Raw genomic sequence first — 18336 nt, 5'->3', positions numbered from 1 at the left:
AATAGGAACCTCTTTCTCTTAATGGACGCCAATTTGCCGATATCGGTCGCGTCCCAGCCTAATTTCCCCTGGCTTTCCCTAATAGTGCTCCTCCCTATTGGAGGGGCACTATTAATGCCTCTTTTGCCAAACGATGAGGCCAATGACTCATTTAAGGCACCTCGAAACATCGCAATTGGATTTTTAGCTGCGGATTTTGCTCTTATGTTGGCGGCATTCGGCCGCCTCTTTAACAACAGTGAAAGCGGGCTACAACTAATCGAAAGAATTAATTGGATTCCGTTTATAGGTCTGGAATGGTCTCTAGGTGTCGACGGGATATCAGCCCCTCTAGTACTGCTTAGCGGATTAATAACCCTGCTTTCTGCTTGTGCAAGTTGGCAAATAAAAAGCAGATCGAGACTTTACTTTGCTCTGCTATTACTTCAAGCCTCTGCACAAGGACTAGTTTTCTTATCTCAAGATTTTCTTCTCTTCTTCCTCGCTTGGGAACTAGAATTAGTTCCTGTATACCTACTCATAGCGATCTGGGGAGGGAAAAGAAGGCTATATGCAGCCACTAAGTTCATACTTTATACGGCCTTAGCTTCTCTCCTAATTCTTATAAGTGGACTTGCACTTGCACTATCTGGCGGTGAATTTACACTCAATATATCTGAACTTACTAACAAAACATATCAGGGTGGCCTAGGTATTCTTTGCTATCTAGGTTTTCTAATAGGCTTTGGTGTAAAGCTACCTATATTTCCTCTACATACTTGGCTCCCCGACGCCCATGGAGAAGCCAATGCGCCAGTATCAATGCTCTTGGCAGGTGTCTTATTAAAAATGGGTGGATATGCATTATTGAGATTCAATGTTCAAATCTTACCAGAAGCACATTTACAACTTGCCCCGGCACTAATTATCATAGGCATAGTAAACATAGTCTATGGGGCCTTGAATGCTTTTGCACAAGATAATGTAAAAAGAAGAATAGCTTGTAGTTCTGTTAGTCATATGGGTTTTGTTCTTCTAGGAATTGGCGCAGTAGATGCCCTAGGCATAAGTGGTGCAATGCTCCAAATGATTAGTCATGGATTAATTGCTGCAGCAATGTTTTTTATTACTGGAACTTTTTACGAAAGAACCAAAACCCTCTCAATCCCAAATATGGGAGGACTAGCAAAAGTTTTGCCAATAACATTTGCATTCTTCCTTGCTAGCTCCTTGGCATCTCTTGCACTGCCTGGCATGAGTGGTTTTGTCAGTGAAATAACAATCTTTCTAGGAATAACAAGTCAAGATCTTTTCACATCTCTTTTTCGATCCATAACTATTTCATTAGCTGCAATTGGTCTAGTTCTAACACCAATTTATCTACTCTCCATGTGCCGAAGAGTATTCTTTGGCCCTAGAATTCCTGCTCTTGCGCTAGTAGATGATTTAAATCCAAGAGAGCTTATTATTAGCTTAAGCCTAATAATACCTACTTTGTTAATTGGGTTCTGGCCCCGTTTTGCTATTGATCTTTATGAAACATCTACTAACGCACTTGCTAACCGGCTATTAACTCATAGCACAAATTCAATTGCCCAAATTTTATCAATTAATTAAAAATGAACTTTAATACTACTTTCTCAAAAAAACCTGCACTACTTAAAGGAGAAGGTTTACCCGAATATTCCGCCATAACACCAGAAGAAGTTAATGAACATATTCCTTCCCTTCTTAGCCAACTAAATAAGGAAGTAGAAAAGATAGAAAAGGAACTAGAGAAGAAACTCCAAGTCAAAGAGCTCATGACATGGGACGAAGTAATGAAACCTCTCTATTTAATAACAGAAAAACTTAGGTGGAGCTGGGGATTAGTCTCTCACCTAAATGCTGTATGCAATTCCAAAAGTTTTAGGGAGTCGCACGCTAGACAACAACCTGAGGTAGTTAGGTTTAGCAATATGCTTGGCCAAAGCCAAGTAATTTACAAGGCCCTTTGCGAGCTTAGGGATAACCCATTAGAAAGCTTAAATGCAACTCAAGTAAGGGTATTAACTGCAGAAATATTGTCAATGGATCAACGTGGTGTTGGACTTCGTGGAAAACAAAAGGAAGAATTTAATAGCGCCAGCGAAAAGCTCGCTCAACTATCAACTGCTTTTAGTAATCATGTTCTAGATGCAACTCAAAGTTGGAGCCTATTACTAACAAAACAATCCCAAATCCAAGGCCTTCCCGACAGAGCATTGGAGATACTTGCTGATGCTGCAAAGACAGCAGGAGACACTAATAACGGAGAAGAACCCTCAAAAGAAAAAGGCCCTTGGAGGGTTGGGCTTGATATGCCACGTTATCTTCCATTCCAAACACACGCGGAAAATCGTGAACTGCGGGAAGTTCTATACAAAGCATTTGTAAGCCGAGCTAGTAATGGAGAAATTGACAACTCTGGCCTAATAGAAGAAATACTAATTCTGAGACAACAACAAGCAGAAAGACTGAAATACAAGAACTGGGCAGAATTGAGTTTATCGAGCAAAATGGCAAGTAATGTCGAGGCAGTTGAAACCCTCTTAGAAGAACTCAGAAAAGCTGCTATACCAACAGCACAGAAAGAATTAAAAGAGCTTCAAAATTGTGCAAAAAGACATGGTGCTTTAGAAGCATCAGAATTGGCTGCTTGGGACATTAACTTTTGGTCAGAAAAGCTAAGGCAAGAAAAACTAGACCTTGATCAGGAGGCTCTTCGCCCTTGGTTCCCACTCCCACAAGTTCTGGATGGCCTATTCAATTTATGCGAACGACTTTTTGGAATCTCTATAAAACAAGCTGACGGCGAAGCACCTATTTGGCACAAAGATGTTCGTTACTTCAAGATCTTTGATCACAATGACAAACCACTAGCAAGTTTCTACTTAGACCCATTTAGTAGGCCTGAAAGCAAAAGGGGTGGGGCATGGATGGATGAATGCCTAACAAGACGAAAACTCAACTCTGGCGAAACTGTTTTACCTGTCGCCTATCTGGTATGCAATCAAACACCTCCCGTGGGACAGACACCAAGCCTTATGAGTTTTGAAGAAGTCAAAACTCTCTTCCATGAATTTGGGCATGGACTACAACACATGCTCACAACTATCAACTATCCACAAGCGGCAGGCATAAATAATATCGAATGGGATGCAGTTGAATTACCGAGTCAATTTATGGAAAATTGGTGTTTAGATAGAACAACACTTTTTGGGATGGCTCGCCATTGGCAGACCAAAAAGGAGCTCCCAGAAGAAGAATTCAATAAATTAGTTCTTAATAATAAATTTAATGCTGGTCTGGCAACTCTAAGGCAAGTACATTTTGCTCTAACTGATCTACGACTACATAGTCAATGGAATTTGAAGCTTGGTATTACACCAGATCAGCTAAGGCGCCAAATTTCAACCTACACATCGGTAATTGCACCCATTGAAGAAGATCAGCTCCTCTGTTCTTTTAGTCATATTTTCGCCGGTGGCTATGCAGCAGGATATTATTCATACAAATGGGCAGAAGTATTAAGTGCAGATGCATTCGCTGCATTTGAAGAAGTGGGATTAGACAAAAAAGAGGCTATTAGCTCAATGGGTAAGAGCTTTAGAGAAACTTTTCTAAGCCTAGGCGGAAGCTTGTCTCCAGATGAAATATTCCATTTCTTTAGAGGAAGGGCCCCTACAAGCGAGGCTCTAATCCGCCATTCAGGTCTAACTAACTAGCTCCGCAAAAGAGTGTTAGAAAATATCCTTAACGCCTTACGGTCTGAAATTAACTGTTGATGAGTTAGTACTGGTATCAAGTCAATTGAACCCACAGGCAATAAAGCCTCCCAACCGGGCAAAACCATCAAATCAAATCGACAATAAAAACTATGGCAAACTACATCTTTTAATTTAGAAAAGTCATAATTCAAGCCTCTTATCAAAGCACTGCCTCTTTTCATTTCAGCTATGCCTGGGAAAAAAGCATACGGCACAAGTTGAGCGGCAAATGTTCCTCTATGTGGAGATCCAACACTTAGAAATCGATGTGTTCGACTAGCTCCGCCAAAGTCCTGAAGCCAAATCCTGCCAACTAGGCCTCCCATAGAAAAACCAAAAAGGTCGACTAACGTTTCATCTCCCCACCTTCTACATATCTGAAGATTTAAATTATTGGCCAGTTCCATTAATCCAACCCGCCCAAATTTATGTTCTAAATAAGGTGCGAATATCTTTTCACCAGGACAGTCGAGCTCTTGAATAAAACGATTGAAAATACTTGGCTTATCCCATAGACCATGAACTAGAACTAAAGGACGTCGAAGTCTATTCATACTTAAGTTACAAAAGGAAAATTTCGCCTTCTCTCAACACCTACTGTGCCAAAGAATGCTGGAACAGGTGCTGAACATTTTCGCAATAAAACCCACATAGGAATAGGACCGTACAAATCCTCTAATAAAATAAAAATCTCCTCACTAAAATGTTCCAAAGTTAGGCAACTTATGCGAAAGGCAAGTCTTTGTAGTTCTCTAATCGCAATACTATAATCTGCTGTAGCATCAAGATCATCATCATTAGCTGACCTGTCTAAATCTATCCATAAACTGAAATCCAATAAAAACCACTGGCCATAATTTCGTTCATCCTCATAAACTCCTACATGTGCCCACAAATGAATATCCTTAACATGTATAGTCCCATTCGGAAGTTGACAAGTCATATTGGTAGATCTTCATGAATGAAGCGTCTTTTACCAGAAGCAAAGTCAGCAGCGATATGTCCATCACCTTGCAATCTATATCGATAGGTTACCAATCCCTCTAAACCAACAGGTCCTCTAGGAGGCAGAGTCTGAGTGCTAATACCGACCTCAGCTCCAAAGCCATAGCGAAATCCATCAGCAAAACGAGTGGAGCAATTGTGAAACACGCCTGCACTATCAACCGCTTGCATAAATCGCTCTGATACCTTTTTGTCATTGCTAACTATTGCCTCAGTATGCCTTGAGCCATAACAACGAATGTGGTCTAATGCCATATCTAAATCATTCACAACTCGGACTGAAAGTATTAAATCTAAGTACTCAGTTGACCAATCTATTTCTGTTGCAGCTTCATTTATGCCATACTCCTGAGCAATAGGGTCTCCAAGCAGACGAACACCTGCATCCATAAATCTGGGTATTGCTTTTACCAGAAACTCCTTAGCTATGTCTTGATGAAGGAGTAGTGTTTCAATTGAATTGCAAGCAGCTGGATATTGAGTCTTGCTATCCATTGCGATGGTTAAGGCCTGATCAAGATCAACATTTGAATCCACAAAAAGGTGACAAATACCATCTGCATGACCAAGAACTGGTATGCGCGTGTTGTCCTGAATAAAGCGAACCAACTCATTACTACCTCGAGGAATTATCAAATCAACCAAACCATCAAGCCGGAGCAAAGAAAGGCTCTCGCTCCTTGTGGTCAAAAGAGCTAATGCTTGAGGATCCACTACAGAAGAATTGAGCCCCTCCTGTAGTGCATCCATAATCACCTCATTACTATGACTTGCCTCGCTTCCGCCTTTCAGCAGAGCACCATTACCAGAGCGAATTGCTAAAGATGCAATCTGAATTAATGCATCAGGACGAGCTTCAAATATGACTCCAAGAACACCAAGAGGAACAGTTACACGCTCTAGAGTTAATCCTTGATCTAATTTCCTATGAAGCTGTCGAATCCCTAAAGGATCATTCAACTCCGCCACCCTTCGTACACCTTCTATAGCAGAAGTAAGTTTTTCCTCATCTAACTTCAGCCTTGAAATTAATGCAGGAGATAAACCCTCAGCAGAGGATCGTTCTAAATCTTCCTTATTTGCAGAAACAATCTCACTTGCCCTCACAGCAAGTTGATTTGCCATTGCCAACAAAGCTTTACGGCGCTCTGTATCAGACTTTTGAGCAAGCGAATTAGCCGCTAATCGAAGCTTCTGAGCTCGATGCAATAGATCTTTTGAAGGTTCGGGAACAGAAGTTGAAGTTTTCATCTCAGCAACAAGGTTGGTTAATCATCCCGCTTAATCTTCTATGCCGGAATCAATCAGATTCGTCATAGAAAAACGGGCAGCACCAAGGCAGCCTGCTCGATTGCCCAATGAACAGATCTTAATCTGCACTCCCTCCCTACTAACAGGCTGAACTCGTTCCTCAACTTCACGTATCACCGAAGGCAAAAAGTAAACAGCACCTCCTGCCAAACCACCTCCCAAAAGGACTAACTGGGGAGCAAACATATAAACCAAAGAACTAATCCCAACACCAAGGTTTCGACCATAATCTTCCCATATTCGAATTGCTGAAACATCTCCTAAAGCTGCTTTTCGAGTTAACTCCCTAGGAGGAATATCTGTAAGAAGGCGTAATCCGTTGATGCTTGCATATTGCTCCAAAGACCCTTTATTCCCACTTTTACAGTTTGGACCATTTGAATTTACACCAATTAAACCTGGCTCTGCCGCCGCACCATTATGTCCTTTAAATAACTTGCCGCCAAGCATCACTCCCCCACCAACACCTGTTCCCAAAGTCAACAACAAAACATCCTCAAAACCCTTTGCAGCACCTTTCCATGCCTCACCAAGTAATGCGCAATTCCCATCATTACCAAGGATGACTTGTCTCCCTAATCGTGGCTCCAGCCATTCAGCTAAAGGAACATCGACCCATCCTGGCAAATTAATACAAACTCTCGCAGTCCTTCCTTTTGAGTCCATTGGACCAGGGAGACCAATGCCTACATGTTTCGCCTGTTTGTCTGGATCGATAAAACTAACAGCCTCACAAAGTGCAACAGTTACAGCACCAGGCATAGGCGGTTGAGGAGTCATAAACTCAGCCTCTGCAAAAGATTTTCCTTTCTGGTCATATCGACCAATTTTTATAGCAGTACCTCCCAGATCAATCCCTATAAAATGTTGAAAAGTTCTAAGCACTGATCAGAAACGAAAAAAGAGTTGTAATCGGCTCTGCCAAGTGCCTTCTCTGTCCAAAGAACCAACTAAACCGAGACTTGGGGTGACCTGATAATTCAGAGTTGTCTGAGATGGAATATCATTTCTATTTGGGGTAGCAAGAAAAGAAAGATTAAACCTTTCAGTCAAATCGACACCTACTTCAGTAACCCAAGCTTGTTGATTAGACTGACCAGTAGGGGTTTGCTCTTGACTCCCAGATTGAGTTTCAGTTGTTTTTTTGGATGGATCAGGAGTTACATATGCTGGATATAAAGCCACTTGTAATCTCTCACTAAATGCTCCAGAGATATTTCCTAAGACTGGAGATAGAACAGATTTACCAATCACATTAGCTAAAATATTTTGTTCTTCCCCTCCTAGGAGTTCTCTCAAAGAATTCCCACCTATTAAGCCAAATATCTCATCACGTTGCATTGGTGGCGTACTGCTCAACTTAAAGTTTTCAGTAATACGATCAGCTGGACCAGATGCTTCAACCTTTACTTTAATTAAACGAAATCCACCAACACCTACACCACCAGATCCGTTACTTGAAAAATCACTTGATGAAGTAATCTTACCTGCCTCAGAAATATTTTTTTCTGAGACTCTTGTAATAAGTGCTACGTCAATATAAGGAACAAAACCTAATGATGGAGTAAAGACTGCCACATTTGGTGATCTACGGTCCAGGTTAAAAGTCGTAGTAAACAGGTTGACTCGACCGTTTAGTAGCCTTACTACTCCACTAGCTTTCATAGTTGAGTCAAGCGGTCCATTTAACTTCAGCAATCCCTCAGTTCGAAAATCCGCCAGAGGCTGAGATGTTATACGTAGGTTAGGGCCAAGACGCAAATTAAAGTTATCGAAGCTCAGCTTAGGAAAATTTGGCATGGCAGACCGAATCTTTGTGCTCATAGGAGCCTCGCCTTCGTTACTAAGTAGAACTAAAGGCTGATTAAAATCCCATTTCTCCAGCATACTGGGAATTTCATCCTTAGGCATTGAAGATGATTTTAGTGGAGTTCTATTTGATGGATTTGAGTTAAAGGTAGGCCTTCTAGAAGTAGCAAATGCTGAACGAACTGGAGATATAAACCCATCACTTATAGACAGTTCTCCTCCAAAACTTGGGTTAAGTAATGCACCTTTGAGCTTAACGTCACCAGCCAATTCGACATTAGCGGTAGGCAACCTTAACCTTACCTTTTTAATACCTAGATTCAACAAGTCATCTTCTTTATTAGCAAGAAAAATTGGAAGAGCACCATTACCTTTTAATGTGCCATTTGAGCCAATCCTGGCCTGAAGTCTCTTCAATTCTAATCTTTTAGGGTTTAAGTTTAACGAAACATCTAAATCCTCTACGACTTCTTCAAGAACCTCTAGCGAACCTTTACTTAAAGTTAATGAACCTTCAAACTTTGGATCTATTCTGCTTCCCTTTAATAGAAACTCAAGATCAGCTCTTCCACTCTTCCACAAAACAGATCCATCTGTTAATCCATTCAGTAGCTTTAGTCCATCTCCTTTAGTCTCAACCTTTAGGTCAATTTGTGAAAGGGGATCAATTGGGAGAAAGCCTCTAAAACTTACAGCCTCTTTAGAGGAAACATTTCTAAGCGCTACATCCACTTCGAAGACATTTCTGCGAAACAAAACCTTTCCTCTGTCTAAAATGATTTCATTATCTGAAGACCTTTCGTCTTTGAATAGTAACTCTCCATTAAATTCAGGGGTTTTAGTATCAAGTTTATATTTACCTCTAATACCTAAAGAAGAATTAAATCTAGGAGTAATTGGCCCTAATAAGGACAAGGTAGAAGATGGAAAATCCAAAAGCGAAAACTCTCCTACCCCCCCAGCTAATGGGCCTTTAAGTCTTACCAAAAACGGCTTCTTTCTAAGAGCCACTTTTGCGCTTTCTTCCTTTTTCCAAATATGACCACCAACCTGAAGGTTCAGATCTAATTTCCTTAAGTCAGGTCCTTTCAGTTCAACACTTGCATCAATCTTTCCTCGAAGATCTTCTGTATTAACAAAGTTCTTATTTTGACTTTTATGATCAGAGTTAACTAGAGACTTCTCAGATTCGGACAATGCTCTAAGCAAATCATCTAATGAGCCCCCAAATGTATTAATGAATGAAGCACCTAAATCTTTTGCATTACCAAAGGCAGGCTTAACACCAGAGTTGATAACTGAAAATTGCAAAGCATTGTTTACCATCCAACGGGGACTAACTTCTTTCATTTTGATTATTGATCTTATAGAACCGCCAATTCGACCATCAGCACTTAACAAGAATGAGCCCTGAGTAGGAGGAGAAAGTTCTGCTGTTAACTTATAATTACGCTCTACAAGACTTCCTTGAAGCTTTGCTTCCTGCAACTTAAATCCCATAAACCTCAAATAAGACATGGCAATCTGGCCATCAAAACCAAACTGGCCTAATCCCAAACCACCTTGACCAGAAACTAAACCATAAATAGCTTCAAAACTCTTTTTTGGAGAAATAGCGATTTCAACTCCTTCAAGATTAAAATCTTTCAACTTCCAGCGATAACCATCACCCTTTTGCTGCAGTGAAAGAGTACCGTCTTTACGAGAAATAGTTAGTTTTTCTGGTAACCAATTCTTCCTCAATTTCGCTTTAAGTGTCCCTGGTAAAACTGCAGAAGTTGATTTCATTTGAAGACTGCCACCACCAGCTAATTCCCCAGCAAGAGAGCCTATCCACTCCTCTTGAAGTCGAAAGCCTCCAACTTGTGGGTTTAAAACTCGAAGCGAAAAATCAGAAGTTAATCCAGTAAGGGGGCCTTTAATTTGTCCCTTTGCCGAAAGATTTCCAGCCATAGAGAAACCTAAAATTTCTTCAAGATGACTTAAAGGAAAACTCTTTAAACCTAAATCAGCATTCAAATCTCCAAGAATAAAACCTTTTTCACTGAACTCCAGCGGCAAGCCTGCTCTGAAAGATAGTCCATCCTCACTAAATTTTTTTAAAGAAGCAGAACCACTTATATTTAATTTAGAAATTTTGTCCTTTATTATTGGAAGATAGCCTTCTAAACCAATCTTCCAAGGACCATAAATCCATTGACTCTCCTTAAATCTCACGATATCCTTACTACATTCAATAGTAGCTTTTTTTGAAGAAAGAAAATTCCTCAAGGGTCTGCCTTTAAGATTAAAATTCACCAAATTAAGTCCTCCTCTACAGGAAAACTTTCCTTCTTCTTTAATATTCAACTGAACATCGCCACCAATCAGTCCCTCAATAGCTAAAGACAATTTCTCATCGAATAATCCTTGAAGTGGTTGCAAATTAATGCTCTCAAATCTAGCATGTGCATTAAGTTCTAATTGATCCCAAGAGCTGCTACCAGTAAGTAAAAGTTTACCTTCATTCGGCAATCCTACATAAACAGAACCAACCGCCCTCTTTTCAGCAATTTGGAACGTACTTTGACCACTTAAAAGTAAGTCAAGTTGAGCATGTTTTATCCGAACCCTTGCAGCGTCCCTTAAATCCAAAAACAAGTCTAACGAGAAAGGTTGGCCTGATTTCAAATCACTTTTTACCCAATATTGTCCATCTTTGTTTCGAAGTAAATTCAAAACCGTGCCCTTAGGCTTAATCATTGCAACTGGTCGCCAACGCAACAAACTCTTTAAAGGCGCAAAGTTGACGGTCAACGCAGATGCCTCTAAGGAAGAGGAATCCTTTAGACCTGGCAAAAATTTGGTATGACCTATGGCTATCCCCCATGGTCTTAGTCCCTCATAGGGACCAATCCTTACAGGCCGGCCAATTGAACCAGAAAGCTTTTGCTCAATTTGAGGCTTAAAAAAGCGAAAAGCTTTACCGGCCGTCCAATCAGAACCAACCCAAAGACAAGATCCAAAAAAAACTACCAGAGTCCCTCTGAAACTCCATTTTTTCAAATTTAAGTATTTAGTCCCTACTCCCATCGCTTTTTTGTAATCTTTAAGGGAGTATCTGAACTATAAGAAGTGAACCAGCTCTTTACCAGCCCATGAACCTGCCTGAGCTTGTCCAAGTGTCGTCCACATGGCTTTTATGGGGAGCCTTAGCCCTCAGTGGAATAACTTTAATCTCCTTCATAATTGGCTGGGGTGCAAAATTTCGACTAGTAGGTGCAACGATTTTCACTTTCCTGCTAGCAGTAAGCACCTGGGCTTTTGCCGCCAGTTACAAGCCCCCGCTAGATGTTGAAGGAGCAATATATGCACCGGTTGTTTTTGACAACGGAGATGACCTAGTAGTTGCTCAAGCATCTTTAGACTTTCCTGAAGAAGCAATTGAACCATCTATAAAAAAGATTGCTGGCAACATCAAAGGAGGTGGACGAAAAGGCGGCATAGTACATGTACGCCTTAGACAAGTTCAACCAGTAGAAGATGGAATTAGTCGTCCTGTGATACTTACTGAAGTTGTAAGAGATCTAAGTCAAGAGTTAATTCTTCCAGTACCTCAAAAAAACAATGGATAATGATGACCATATAGATTCCCTCCCTAAGCATTTTCGTGATGAACATAATCAGTTAGTCAAGGAAGGACTCACTACTTGGAAAGAACTACGAGATCTAACCAATCCTGAGATAGATAGTCTAGTCCGAACAGGTAAATCTTCACCCATAAATTTAAGGCGATTAAGAGGAATTGCTCAACTTATGTTAGACATAGGAGTAAAATTTGAAGAAGCGGCTTTATTAGTTCATGCTGGATTAGCTACAATTAAAGTCTTAGCAACTTCAACGCCTGAGGAACTGATTAAAAAAACCGGTAGATTAGAAAGGCAACTAGGAGTTAGAAGAAAACCATTATTAAATTTGGCCAAAGCTCATGCTTTAATCGAGTTAGCAAAATCCAGGCAAACATTAAAACTCATCAACAAACCCTCACTCCACACTTAGAAAGATGAAATATATTCTCGGCAATACAAAAAGGGCTTTGACATGTTTGGCCTCACTAGTATTAGTAGCCATCACAGGCTCTAATCAGTATCTAAGAGTAGAAGCCTCACTACTTGAAAACGTCAAACAAAACCCGGAAGAAGCTCGTGCTCTATGTCAACACTTCAAACTCCTCAACGAAAAAGGAATTTCTAAAAACTCCCAAAAAGCGATCAAAGAGATCGCTCGCAAAAAAAATCTAAGCATGCTCGATGCAGAGATTTTAATGACTTACGTAGCAGGTATGAACTGCCCTGATGTTCGATAAGAAGCCTACTGAAAGCGGTTTGGTTCTATGGAGGGATTCCTCCATGACACTTCAAGATGGTGTCAAACTCAAAGCAAGAATTTGGTCCCCTCAGAGAGGTGGTCCATGGCCAGCCTTATTAATGAGACAACCTTATGGCAGAACAATTGCTTCAACTATTACCTATGCACATCCATCATGGTGGGCAAGCCATGGATATTTAGTTGTTGTCCAAGATGTCCGAGGCCAGGGGGAGTCAATGGGGGACTTCATTGGATTTAAACAAGAAGCTTCCGACACAACCCAAACACAAAGCTGGGTTAGAGACCTAAAGGAATGCAATGGGCGTCTTGGCACATACGGCTTCTCTTATCAGGGTCTCACTCAATTAACTGCGGTTACTGGTGCACAGCCTCCAGATTGCATGGCACCTGCCATGACTGGGTTCAATGAACGTGATCACTGGAGTTGTGAGGGAGGGGCACATTGGTGGCACTTAAATCTTGCTTGGGGAATCCAATTAGCAGCACTTCAAGCCAAGCGAAAAGGTCAAGAAAGTCATTGGCATGAACTCTATCAAAGCCTTAATGATGGTAGCTATTTACTTAAAGGCAAATCAATCCTGGAAAAATATGATCCTAAAGGGATAACATTAAAATGGCTAAATCAATGCCCACATAATGACCATGAATGGGTACTACATAAGCCATTAACAACTTGGCTAAGACAACCTCTATTACTAATAGGAGGCTGGTGGGATCCTCATTTATTAGGAATACTCGATATGTATCAAGAGTCCTGTAGATGTGGCGGAAGTCCTGAGCTACATATAGGTCCAGCCACTCACCTTGAATGGTGGGAAGAGGTTCAGGAAATTCATTTGAGATTCTTTAATAAGCATTTAAAAGATAAAGTAGGAAGCTCAAGTGGAACTAGAAAGAAAAAGTATCTCTGGAATATCACGAAGAAGGAATGGAAAGTATATAACGAAGAAGCAAAAGAAGAAGCTTTAGGAATTTCTTGGAGTCTATTTAGTACAGGGCTTGCTTGTATTAATTCTTCAGATGGGAAGCTAATACCAGAAGACACAGGCGAAGGAATAGTACAAATTGTTCACGACCCATGGCGACCTGTGCCATCTACTGGAGGTCATTTAAGCCCTAATCCAGGCCCTACTGATAGAAGCAATATTGATAACAGAGCAGATGTGGCAACATTTACTAGTTCTCCTTTTCAAAAATTACAGCAACTAAAAGGCAGACCTTCTCTAGAAATAATTGCTAGTTCAGATCAGGAAAGCTTTGACCTGGCAGTAGGACTTTCCGTTGTAAATAAAAACGGAAACAACGTAAAACAACTTTCCACAGGGGTTTTACGAATAATAGGAAAATGTTCAACTGAACTTCAACTTAGGAAAGTATTACTCCAACCACTACTTGCAGATATAAGACCTGGAGAACAGCTCCGAATCTCAATAGCTGGATCAGCCTGGCCTGCTATTGGAATCAACCCTGGGGATACCCGGTTTGAGCCAGGACCACCTGGGCCACAGTGCAATGTGACAACTATCCAGCTCCTTCTTTCCGAATCAAAGCTACTTTTCACTCCTCTGATCTCAGCACAGGAAATACATTAAGTACCCAAGGAGATCTAAACTTCTATTTGATTTCGCTTTATTTCCATGACCACCAGTTTTCCAGTCAACTGGATGGTTGAAGAAGCAAAAAAATTAGCCGAATGCAGACACGACGACCCATTTTCCCTATTAGGCCCCCATCAAGACGCTGACAACTGGATTGTTCGGATTTGGATGCCAGAAGCAGATCAGGTCGAACTGGTAACTGATGGAAAACCATCTGTTATGAAAACGCCTCACCATCCTTGGTTATTCGAACATGCACTCAATAATCAGCCTGGTACTTCCTACACAATCAAAGTCAAAAGAGGTGGAATAGAGCACGAGCAAAGAGATCCTTGGGCATTCCGTGAAGAATGGATGGGCGAAATAGATCGACACTTATTTGCTCAAGGCAATCATCACCACATATGGCGTCGAATGGGTGCCCATATCACCAATATTCAAGGTGTGGAAGGAGTTATGTTCTGCTTGTGGGCTCCCCAAGCTCGCAGCGTTGCTGTATTGGGTGATATGAATTCATGGGATGGACGCCACCATCCCATGCAAAAACGTCAGGGAGGCATTTGGGAACTTTTCGTACCTTCAATCCAAGAAGGGTCTTTATATAAATATGAAATTCGAACTCAGGAAGGACACTGTTATCAAAAAGCTGACCCATATGGCTTTCAACACGAAGTTCGGCCAGCGACCAGTTCGATAATTACAAGTCTGGATAAATATGAATGGCAAGATGAAGACTGGATAATTCAAAGAGATAAAACTAACCCTCTTGATCAGCCAATATCTGTCTATGAAATGCATCTAGGCAGCTGGATGCATGCCGCGATAGAAGCACCATTTACTGAAGCGAAGGGTGTAAAACGTCCCCCAGTACCTGCCGCAGACATGAAACCTGGGGCTAGGTTCCTTACTTATACAGAAGTAGCTGACAGATTAATTCCCTATGTAAAGGCCAGGGGGTTTACACATATTGAATTAATGCCCATATCTGAGCATCCATTTGATGGATCATGGGGATACCAAGTAACTGGCTGGTATGCACCAACGAGTAGATTTGGAACACCAGATGAATTTAAAGTTTTTGTAGATCGTTGCCATGCTGAAGGGATAGGAGTCATCCTTGACTGGGTTCCAGGACACTTCCCAAAAGATAGACATGGCCTAGCTTTTTTTGATGGAACCCATCTATATGAACATTCAGATCCCCGTATAGGTGAGCACAAGGAGTGGGGGACCTTAATCTTTAACTATAGCCGCAATGAAGTGAGGAACTTTCTTGTTGCAAATCTCGTCTATTGGTTTGATCAATTTCATATTGATGGTATTCGTGTTGATGCTGTTGCTTCAATGTTATACAGAGATTATTTACGGCCAGAAGGCGAATGGATACCAAATGAAAGTGGAGGCAGAGAAAATACAGAAGCTGTTCAATTCCTCCAGCAAGCAAACCACGTACTATTCCAAAATTTTCCAGGAGCCCTATCGATTGCTGAGGAGTCCACAACCTGGCCAATGGTTACTAAACCAACAGATATTGGAGGTCTGGGATTCAACCTAAAATGGAATATGGGTTGGATGCACGATATGCTTGATTACTTTGAACTTGATCCATGGTTTAGACAATTCAACCAAAATAATATTACTTTTTCAATTTGGTATACCTATACAGAGAACTTCATGTTGGCTTTAAGTCATGATGAAGTTGTTCATGGAAAAAGCCATATTCTTCATAAAATGCCTGGAGATGATTGGCAAAAATATGCAAATACTCGAGCCCTTTTTGCTTATATGTGGACACATCCAGGGAAGAAAACAATATTTATGGGCATGGAGTTTGGCCAAAGGTCCGAATGGAATGTTTGGGGGGACCTTCAGTGGGATCTCCTAAATTTTGAGCCTCACCAAGGGATACAAAAGCTCTTTGACGACCTAAATAACCTTTATAAATCACACCCAGCTCTATGGAAAGACGACTTCGATCAATACGGGTTCCAATGGATCGATTGCAACGACAGTAGCAATTCGGTTATTAGCTTCATGAGGAGAGAAAGGGAAGGTGGTGACTGGCTTGTGATAGTTGCAAACTTCACACCCCAAAGCCAATCGGAATACAAAGTAGGTGTTCCAACAGCTGGTTTTTATCAAGAGATTCTCAACACAGATGCTTCCTGTTATGGCGGAAGCAATCTTGGGAATATGGGAGGGAAGATGTCAGATGAATGGGGTTGTCATGATTACGAACATTCATTGAGCCTCTGCCTGCCTCCTCTAAGTGTTCTGGTCTTTCAGCATGACCCAAACCATGAGGCTCATTCCTGATCCAAATCAAAAGACCTGTGACGAAGCTGTCCATTAGTTTTGACTAATGGCCTTAATCCGGAACGGCCTCAAGTAAATTTTCTCCTTGACTTCAAAGAAATAATGAGCGAATCCGATCCCCTATTGCTCAGAGCAGCCCGTGGAGAATCTGTAGAGCGTCCTCCTGTATGGATGATGCGACAAGCAGGTCGGTATATGAAGGTCTATAGAGAGCTAAGGGACCGCCACCCAAGTTTCCGTGAGCGCTCTGAGAATCCTGAGCTCTCTTATGAGATATCAATGCAACCATTCGAAGCTTTCCAGCCCGATGGTGTAATTCTTTTCTCGGACATTCTCACTCCCTTACCAGGAATGGGGATTGAATTTGACATTGTTGAAAGCAAGGGACCCCTAATTCAAGATCCGATCAAAACTCTTGATCAAATCAAGAATCTTCGTCCCCTGGAACCACAACAATCGATGTCATTCGTAGGGGAAGTACTAGGTCGACTTAGGAATAGCGTAGGCAACAAAGCAGCCGTTCTTGGATTTGTAGGCGCCCCTTGGACTCTTGCTGCTTATGTGGTTGAAGGGAAAAGCAGCAAGAACTATGCGGTCATTAAAGCTATGGCTTTCCAAGAACCGGAACTATTACACAAGCTCCTAGATCATTTCGCTAAATCAATCGCAACATATTTGCGATATCAAATTGACTCAGGAGCACAAGTCGTGCAGATGTTTGATTCATGGGCTGGTCAGCTCAGTCCCATCGACTACGACACTTTTGCTGCTCCATACCAAAAAAAGGTTGTAGAGCTCTTAAAAGAGACTCATCCTGATACTCCAGTGATTCTCTATATATCAGGGAGCGCCGGTGTGATCGAACGAATGGGTAATACAGGCGTTGACATTGTTTCACTCGATTGGACTGTTGACATGGCAGATGGCTGTCGCAGGCTTCCGAAACACATAGGGATACAGGGCAACGTTGATCCTGGACTATTGTTTGGAACTCCAGAGGCTATCCGCTCAAGAATTGTTGATGCTGTTCTCAAGGCAAAAGGTCGCAAACACATACTGAACTTGGGGCATGGAATTCTTCCTGGCACCCCTGAAGAAAATGCCAAAGTATTTTTTGAGGCAGGCAAAGGTGTAAATGACCTAATCAGGGCCGTAACTTGACCCTCCCCAGAATCCTTATAACTGGAGCAAGCGGTTGTGTTGGCCAACATGTTGCTCATTGGCTAATTGAAAACTCCCAAGCCAACCTCCTTTTATGGCTGAGAGATCCCAATAAACTCAAAGCCATTGATAAGAATCACCCTCGCATAAGACTTCTTATAGGAGATATACGGGATGCTAATAATTTCGCAAATGAGCTCAAGACTGTAACTAGGGTTATTCATACAGCAACAGCTTGGGGGGATCCAAAACGAGCATATGATGTAAATGTATTAGCCGTAAAAACAATACTTAAATATCTTGACCCAAATGCAATACAACAAATAATTTATTTCTCTACAGCAAGCATCTTGGACAAAAGGCTTTTACCCTTAAAGGAAGCATTTTTATATGGGACCGAGTATATTCAAACAAAAGCCAGATGTTTGCAAGAGCTTGAAAAACACCCTTTATCATCAAAAATTATTGCTGTATTTCCTACCCTGGTTTTTGGTGGAAAAGTTGATAGGAAAAGTATCTTCCCAACTAGCTATCTCACCGAAGGTCTGATAGAAACAAGTAAATGGTTATGGCTAGCCAGGTGGATCCGTATAAACGGAACTTTTCACTTCATTCATGCTGCTGATATTGCCTCAATTTGTGGGCATCTTTCTATAACCAGTCCTCCTCATTTCCAAAATTCGAATCAACCCACCTTAACCAAGCTTGTACTAGGACAATCACCCATATCTCTAAACAAAGCAGTAGATACATTAAGGGCTTGGAGAGGTCTTAGAAAAACACCTGGCTTACCACTAACCGACTGGCTAATAAAAGTACTAGTCAGGTTTCTACCATTGCAAATAACAGATTGGGATCGATTCAGCATTAAGCAACGTCATTTTGTTCATGACCCTTTCACAACCCCAGAAACCTTTGGGTTAAAGAGTTTTGCTCCAAGACTTGAAACTGTTCTAGATCGTTCAGGGTTACCAAAAGCATAAAAGCCCCTAACAGGCGCT

The 18336-nt window shown here is 41.3% G+C and carries 14 protein-coding genes; 9 read left to right on the top strand and 5 right to left on the bottom strand.

Annotation, left to right across the window (positions count from 1 at the left end):
• The first annotated feature begins 21 nt into the window (after positions 1 to 21).
• Both SOI83_RS00165 and SOI83_RS00160 read left to right on the top strand, forming a co-directional pair.
• Positions 22 to 1596 (top strand): NAD(P)H-quinone oxidoreductase subunit 4, encoded by a 1575-nt coding sequence (locus SOI83_RS00165; RefSeq protein WP_320676542.1) that lies wholly within the window; start codon positions 22 to 24, stop codon positions 1594 to 1596.
• 2 nt (positions 1597 to 1598) lie between these two features.
• A complete protein-coding gene (locus SOI83_RS00160; protein ID WP_320676541.1) occupies positions 1599 to 3725 on the top strand; it encodes a M3 family metallopeptidase in 2127 nt (708 codons plus the stop codon).
• On the opposite strand, the gene SOI83_RS00155 is transcribed toward SOI83_RS00160, so the two are convergent.
• From SOI83_RS00155 to SOI83_RS00135, 5 genes are read right to left on the bottom strand one after another with little or no spacing between them, the layout of a single operon-like run.
• A complete protein-coding gene (locus tag SOI83_RS00155; protein ID WP_320676540.1) occupies positions 3722 to 4321 on the bottom strand; it encodes an alpha/beta hydrolase in 600 nt (199 codons plus the stop codon). The two genes, SOI83_RS00160 and SOI83_RS00155, sit on opposite strands and share 4 nt — an antisense overlap.
• Positions 4322 to 4323: 2 nt before the next feature.
• Positions 4324 to 4710 (bottom strand): dihydroneopterin aldolase, encoded by a 387-nt coding sequence (locus SOI83_RS00150; protein ID WP_320676539.1) that lies wholly within the window; start codon positions 4708 to 4710, stop codon positions 4324 to 4326.
• Entirely contained in the window at positions 4707 to 6023 is a 1317-nt protein-coding gene (locus SOI83_RS00145) for a glutamate-5-semialdehyde dehydrogenase (RefSeq protein WP_320676538.1), read from the bottom strand. The genes SOI83_RS00150 and SOI83_RS00145 overlap by 4 nt, the downstream gene beginning before the upstream one ends.
• Before the next feature lie 30 nt (positions 6024 to 6053).
• A complete protein-coding gene (locus tag SOI83_RS00140; RefSeq protein WP_320676537.1) occupies positions 6054 to 6968 on the bottom strand; it encodes an ROK family protein in 915 nt (304 codons plus the stop codon).
• A gap of 3 nt (positions 6969 to 6971) precedes the next feature.
• Positions 6972 to 10964 (bottom strand): translocation/assembly module TamB domain-containing protein, encoded by a 3993-nt coding sequence (locus SOI83_RS00135; protein ID WP_320676536.1) that lies wholly within the window; start codon positions 10962 to 10964, stop codon positions 6972 to 6974.
• Between the two features lie 65 nt (positions 10965 to 11029).
• On the opposite strand from SOI83_RS00135, the gene SOI83_RS00130 reads away from it, so the two are divergent.
• The 7 genes from SOI83_RS00130 (at position 11030) to SOI83_RS00100 (ending at position 18318) form a co-directional block, all read left to right on the top strand.
• Positions 11030 to 11506, top strand: a complete 477-nt coding sequence (locus SOI83_RS00130; RefSeq protein ID WP_320676535.1) for a DUF2518 family protein — start codon at positions 11030 to 11032, stop codon at positions 11504 to 11506.
• Positions 11499 to 11930 carry a DUF4332 domain-containing protein gene (locus tag SOI83_RS00125; protein WP_320676534.1) on the top strand — a complete coding sequence of 144 codons (432 nt, stop codon included), beginning with the start codon at positions 11499 to 11501 and terminating at the stop codon, positions 11928 to 11930. Before SOI83_RS00130 ends, SOI83_RS00125 begins: the two co-directional genes overlap by 8 nt.
• A gap of 4 nt (positions 11931 to 11934) precedes the next feature.
• Positions 11935 to 12237, top strand: coding sequence for a hypothetical protein (locus tag SOI83_RS00120; protein WP_320676533.1), 303 nt, complete (start codon positions 11935 to 11937; stop codon positions 12235 to 12237).
• Positions 12238 to 12280: 43 nt separating this feature from the next.
• The gene (locus SOI83_RS00115; protein ID WP_320676532.1) at positions 12281 to 13852 is read left to right on the top strand and encodes a CocE/NonD family hydrolase; all 1572 of its coding nucleotides are present in this window, start codon (positions 12281 to 12283) and stop codon (positions 13850 to 13852) included.
• Between the two features lie 45 nt (positions 13853 to 13897).
• Positions 13898 to 16174: a 1,4-alpha-glucan branching protein GlgB gene (glgB, locus tag SOI83_RS00110; protein WP_320676531.1), complete on the top strand. Its 2277-nt coding sequence runs from the start codon at positions 13898 to 13900 to the stop codon at positions 16172 to 16174.
• 102 nt (positions 16175 to 16276) lie between these two features.
• Complete coding sequence (hemE, locus tag SOI83_RS00105) at positions 16277 to 17335, top strand: uroporphyrinogen decarboxylase (RefSeq protein ID WP_320676530.1); 1059 nt, start codon at positions 16277 to 16279, stop codon at positions 17333 to 17335.
• The gene (locus SOI83_RS00100) at positions 17332 to 18318 is read left to right on the top strand and encodes an NAD(P)-dependent oxidoreductase (RefSeq protein WP_320676529.1); all 987 of its coding nucleotides are present in this window, start codon (positions 17332 to 17334) and stop codon (positions 18316 to 18318) included. The genes hemE and SOI83_RS00100 overlap by 4 nt, the downstream gene beginning before the upstream one ends.
• Positions 18319 to 18336 lie beyond the last annotated feature (18 nt).

It is taken from the genome of Prochlorococcus sp. MIT 1300, assembly GCF_034092375.1.
Lineage (GTDB): Bacteria > Cyanobacteriota > Cyanobacteriia > PCC-6307 > Cyanobiaceae > MIT-1300.
Note: the sequence above shows the minus strand (reverse complement) of the source record. Positions and strands in the feature narration are given on the sequence as shown.

Excerpts from the sequence above, each read along its gene's own strand:
- glgB (WP_320676531.1), top strand. The coding sequence starts at position 13,898 with ATGACCACCAGTTTTCCAGTCAACTGGATGGTTGAAGAAGCAAAAAAA.
- SOI83_RS00130 (WP_320676535.1), top strand. The coding sequence starts at position 11,030 with ATGAACCTGCCTGAGCTTGTCCAAGTGTCGTCCACATGGCTTTTATGG.
- SOI83_RS00165 (WP_320676542.1), top strand. The coding sequence starts at position 22 with ATGGACGCCAATTTGCCGATATCGGTCGCGTCCCAGCCTAATTTCCCC.
- hemE (WP_320676530.1), top strand. The coding sequence starts at position 16,277 with ATGAGCGAATCCGATCCCCTATTGCTCAGAGCAGCCCGTGGAGAATCT.
- SOI83_RS00145 (WP_320676538.1), bottom strand. The coding sequence starts at position 6,023 with ATGAAAACTTCAACTTCTGTTCCCGAACCTTCAAAAGATCTATTGCAT.
- SOI83_RS00115 (WP_320676532.1), top strand. The coding sequence starts at position 12,281 with ATGACACTTCAAGATGGTGTCAAACTCAAAGCAAGAATTTGGTCCCCT.
- SOI83_RS00150 (WP_320676539.1), bottom strand. The coding sequence starts at position 4,710 with ATGACTTGTCAACTTCCGAATGGGACTATACATGTTAAGGATATTCAT.
- SOI83_RS00155 (WP_320676540.1), bottom strand. The coding sequence starts at position 4,321 with ATGAATAGACTTCGACGTCCTTTAGTTCTAGTTCATGGTCTATGGGAT.
- SOI83_RS00125 (WP_320676534.1), top strand. The coding sequence starts at position 11,499 with ATGGATAATGATGACCATATAGATTCCCTCCCTAAGCATTTTCGTGAT.
- SOI83_RS00120 (WP_320676533.1), top strand. The coding sequence starts at position 11,935 with ATGAAATATATTCTCGGCAATACAAAAAGGGCTTTGACATGTTTGGCC.
- SOI83_RS00160 (WP_320676541.1), top strand. The coding sequence starts at position 1,599 with ATGAACTTTAATACTACTTTCTCAAAAAAACCTGCACTACTTAAAGGA.
- SOI83_RS00135 (WP_320676536.1), bottom strand. The coding sequence starts at position 10,964 with ATGGGAGTAGGGACTAAATACTTAAATTTGAAAAAATGGAGTTTCAGA.